The 3865-nt window shown below is 71.0% G+C and carries 4 protein-coding genes and 1 pseudogene; 1 reads left to right on the top strand and 4 read right to left on the bottom strand.

Annotated features, from left to right (window positions below; genetic code table 11):
* Both AB0M20_RS31245 and AB0M20_RS31240 read right to left on the bottom strand, forming a co-directional pair.
* Positions 1-668 (bottom strand): annotated as a pseudogene (locus AB0M20_RS31245) (molybdopterin-binding oxidoreductase); the annotation flags it as partial.
* Positions 669-672: 4 nt separating this feature from the next.
* Entirely contained in the window at positions 673-1122 is a 450-nt protein-coding gene (locus AB0M20_RS31240) for a fasciclin domain-containing protein (RefSeq protein WP_364303920.1), read from the bottom strand.
* Between AB0M20_RS31240 and AB0M20_RS31235 the strand changes: the two genes are divergently transcribed.
* Positions 1103-1339 (top strand): hypothetical protein, encoded by a 237-nt coding sequence (locus tag AB0M20_RS31235; RefSeq protein WP_364303919.1) that lies wholly within the window; start codon positions 1103-1105, stop codon positions 1337-1339. The two genes, AB0M20_RS31240 and AB0M20_RS31235, sit on opposite strands and share 20 nt — an antisense overlap.
* A gap of 49 nt (positions 1340-1388) precedes the next feature.
* Here AB0M20_RS31235 and AB0M20_RS31230 read toward each other — a convergent pair whose 3' ends face one another.
* Both AB0M20_RS31230 and AB0M20_RS31225 read right to left on the bottom strand, forming a co-directional pair.
* The gene (locus AB0M20_RS31230) at positions 1389-2135 is read right to left on the bottom strand and encodes an anti-sigma factor (RefSeq protein ID WP_364303918.1); all 747 of its coding nucleotides are present in this window, start codon (positions 2133-2135) and stop codon (positions 1389-1391) included.
* Positions 2132-2728, bottom strand: coding sequence for a sigma-70 family RNA polymerase sigma factor (locus AB0M20_RS31225; protein ID WP_364303917.1), 597 nt, complete (start codon positions 2726-2728; stop codon positions 2132-2134). Before AB0M20_RS31225 ends, AB0M20_RS31230 begins: the two co-directional genes overlap by 4 nt.
* Between the last annotated feature and the right edge of the window lie 1137 nt (positions 2729-3865).

Raw genomic sequence — 3865 nt, 5'->3', positions numbered from 1 at the left:
GTGACGAAGCCGGGTCCGACGCCGCGGGGCAGCGGCTCGGCCGGGTCCGCCGCGGCCGGCAACATGATCGCCTCGCGCGACGCGGCGACCGCCCCGCCGCGCCTCCGCCGCACCAGCGCCGCCGCGCCACCCGACACCACCACCCCGCCGGCGACCAGTGAGGCGGCGTGCAGAAACGCACGACGATCCACGAGTACGTGCACAGGCTTTCCCGGCGCCGCCGCGGTCACCGCCGTCCGGGGAGTCGTCACCCGGGTGATCGTCAGCACCAGCACGGCGCCCGCGACGGACGCGGCGACCAGCGACGGGACCGCGTCGACGGCGATCGCCGCAGGCCGGGACAGCGCCGCCGCCGCACCCGCCAGCCCGAAGAGCACACCACCGGCGACCGCCACCCACCGCCGGCGCACCGACAGCACGCCGACAACGGCGGTGAAGATCGCCAGCGCCAGCCCGATCGACCCGAGCAGCACCGGCTTGTCGTAGGTGCCGAGCTCCCGTACCGCGAACTCCTTGACCGGGGTCGGCGTCGCGTCGACGATCGCCCCGCCCACCGCGACCAACGGCCCGGCCGGCGGCCGGGTCGCGGCGGCGAGCAACTCGCCCACCGCAACCCCGCACGCCGCCGACAGCACTCCGAGCAGAGCCGGCGCAATCACTCGGCGCATGACGTCAGCTCTTCGGCATCAGAACGCTGTCCACGATGTAGACGTTCGCGTTCGCCGTCTGGACGTTGCCGCAGACCACGGTCGACATGCCGTTGACCTTGAAGTCCTCGCCGCTGCCCGCGACGGTGATCGAGTCGCCCTGCAGCGTCTTGTGGGTGCCGGCCAGCTCGGACGGCGACAGCTTCCCGGCCACCACGTGGTAGGTCAGGATGCTGGTCAGCACCTTCTTGTCGGCCAGCACCGCCTTGAGGTCCGCGGCCGGGATCTTGCCGAACGCGTCGTTGGTCGGCGCGAAGACGGTCAGCTCGGGCGCGGTGTTCAGCGAGTCGACCAGGCCGGCCTGCTTGACCGCGGTGACCAGGGTGGAGAGCAGCGGGTTGCCCGACGCGGCGGTGGCGACCGGCACCTGGGCCATCGCGGCGAAGCTGCCCGGGTTGCTGTCATCGGTCGGCACGGCCGCACACCCCGGCCCGAAGTTCATCATCGCGGTCGACATGCTTGGCGCCGCGCTGCTGGTCATCGGCGCGGCCGCTTCTCCACCGCCACCCGAGCCGGAGCTGTCGCTGCCGCAGGCCGAGATCGAGACGGTGAAGAAGGCGGCCGCCGCCAGGGCGGAGATCTTTGTCAGGCGCATTGCTTTTCCCCTTTTTGTAATGATGTGTCACTACTGATTCGGGGCTGCGCGCCGACCGGCTTGGCCGATTGACAAAGAAATCCGACTCAGGTCAGGGGCACCTGCGAAACGAGCGGCAGGGTCGGCGCCGGAGACCCACCGGCCGGCTCCGCGGTCACCCCGACCATGTCGGAGCCCGGCAGCCCGTCGACGATCTGCACGACGTTGGTCTGGCCCACGGCCAGGACCTTTTCGGACTTCGGGGTGGTCCCGCGGATCGTCCACAACTGAAAGACCTTGCCGCCGGCCGGCGGCGCGTCGGCCCCGAGCAGCACCACACCCGCGTTGTTCGCCGCCGACGACGCCACGGTCACCTTCCCGCCCCCGATGACCGGCGCGGTCCGGACGACCAGGTCGGGAGCCGCGAGGATCTGCCCGGTGCGGGCCTGCTGCCGCGCGGCCTCCGCGGCGATCGTGCGCTGATCGCGGACCCGCTGCTCCTGCACCTGATAGACGGTCGCACTCGCCCCACCGGCCAGCACCACCGCGGCGGCCGCGGCCACCAGCCGGCGCCGGTAACGTCCCGGCGCCCGCTCGGCCCGCACCGGCGCCGGCGAAACGGGTGCCAGCTGCCGGGTACGGCCGATCGCGGCCATCACCTCGCCCCGCATCCGGGGTGGCGGCACCGACCAGGTGCTGTCGGCCAGCCGCGCCGAGGTCTCCCGCAGCTCGTCCAGCTCGACGCGACAGCTCTCACACTCGCCGACATGCCGCTCGAACGCGGCCCGCTCCACATCGTCGACGGCATCGAGCGCGTACGCGCCGACCAGCGCGTGAATGTCCGTGGTGGTCATGCCGGCACCTCCACACCGAGACAGTCGCGAAGCCGGATCAGCCCGTCACGCATCCGCGTCTTGATCGTCGGCAGCGGCGTCGAGAGCAGCTCGGCCACCTCCCGGTACGAATGCCCCTGGTAGTAGGCCAACGTCACGGCCTCACGCTGCAGTCCGGTGAGATCGTCGAGACACCGGCGCACCTGCTGACGCTCGAGCCGCCCGGCGACCTCGTCGACCACGTCGTCGTGCGGGATCTCCACGGAGGCGACCCCGACCTTCATGACCCGGGCGGCCGCCGACTGCTCCGACCGCACCCGATCCACGGCCCGCCGGTGCGCGATCGTGAAGATCCACGAGGTGGCCGATCCACGCGCGCCGTCGAACCGGACGGCCGTCCGCCAGACCTCGACCAGCACCTCCTGGGCCACCTCTTCCGCCTGGGCGGGGTCGCGCAGCACGCGGCGAATGAGGCCGTAGACGCGCGGGGCCACCAGGTCGTACAGCTTGGCGAACGCCTCGTCGTCACCCTTGGCGACCTCGCCGAGGAGGGTGCCGGGGTCGGGCGGCGGCTCGGGCACGGCCGAGAGGTGGTCGCGGGCGCGCTCGGTCATCGGGTCGGGGCCTTTCGCCTGGGGCTCACGCTTGGTATTCGGTGCACTCGGCCCGGCGGATGGTCGGGGGACTGCGCTTAAGAACCGTAGAGCAAGGCCCGTCGCTGGGAGCTGTCGTCTCCGCCGTAAGGGCGCCTGCGGGTCTCCCATGTCGTTGCGGTCAAGTCAAAAGCTGGCACCGGCGACGGGGAGGAGCCAGGCGCGAGATGCGGTGAGTGACTCCCGTACAAGCCGTCGTTGGGCGTCGTCAGGTCAACCCCGGGGCACTGCGACGGCTCCTTGGGAGGGGTTGCGGCCGAACTCGCTGCGTGCGGCCAGGCGGTGGTCGGGCGCGTGTGACGTTCTTCCGCACGCCATCTTCTGCGACTCAGGCTCGGGTGCGGCGGTGTGTGCTTCGGGCAGTGGTAGCGCAACGGGCTTTCAGCCCAAGGGAAAGGCGCGTGCGCTACCACTACGGGTGATCTGTCCGCACCGCAGGCAAAAGTGGTAGCCCAGCCGCCCATCCAGCCCCGCCAAAGGCGCGTGCGCTACCACTGCGGGCGATTTGTCCGCACCGCAACCAGAAGTGGTAGCCCAGCCACGCATCCACCCGCGCCAAAGGCGCATGAGCTACCACTGCAGGCGATTCGTCCCCACCGCGAGCAAAAGTGGTAGCCCAGCCACCCGGGCGGCCGCCTGAAAGGGTGGTGAGCTACCACTTCTTCCCGTGCCCGACCTGCGGCACCCACGCCGAGCCGCAGAAGGCCGCAGCGGAAGAACGTCACACGCGCCGGACCGACGCCTGGCCGCACGCAGCGAGTTCGGCCGCGCCCATTCTCAAGAAGCCGTCGCAGTGCCCCGGGGTTGACCTCACACGGCCCAACAACGGCTCGCACGGGACGCCTGCCGCAGCCCCGCGCCTGGCGACCCCCCGCCGCCGGTGCCAGCTCTTGACCTGACCGCAACGACACTGAAGGAGCAAGCGCCCTCACGACAGAAACGACAGATCCACCGACGGGCCATGCTTGACGGTTTTGTAAGCGCAACCTCAGTCCGACGACACCGCAACGACCCGCCCGGAAGAAGCAGCCTCCGAAGCAGCCACCAGGATCCGGGTGACCGAAACCCCGAAATCCACGTCCATGGGGGACGACGGCC

It is taken from the genome of Actinoplanes sp. NPDC051633 (genome assembly GCF_040681735.1).
GTDB lineage: Bacteria > Actinomycetota > Actinomycetes > Mycobacteriales > Micromonosporaceae > Actinoplanes.
Note: the sequence above shows the minus strand (reverse complement) of the source record. Positions and strands in the feature narration are given on the sequence as shown.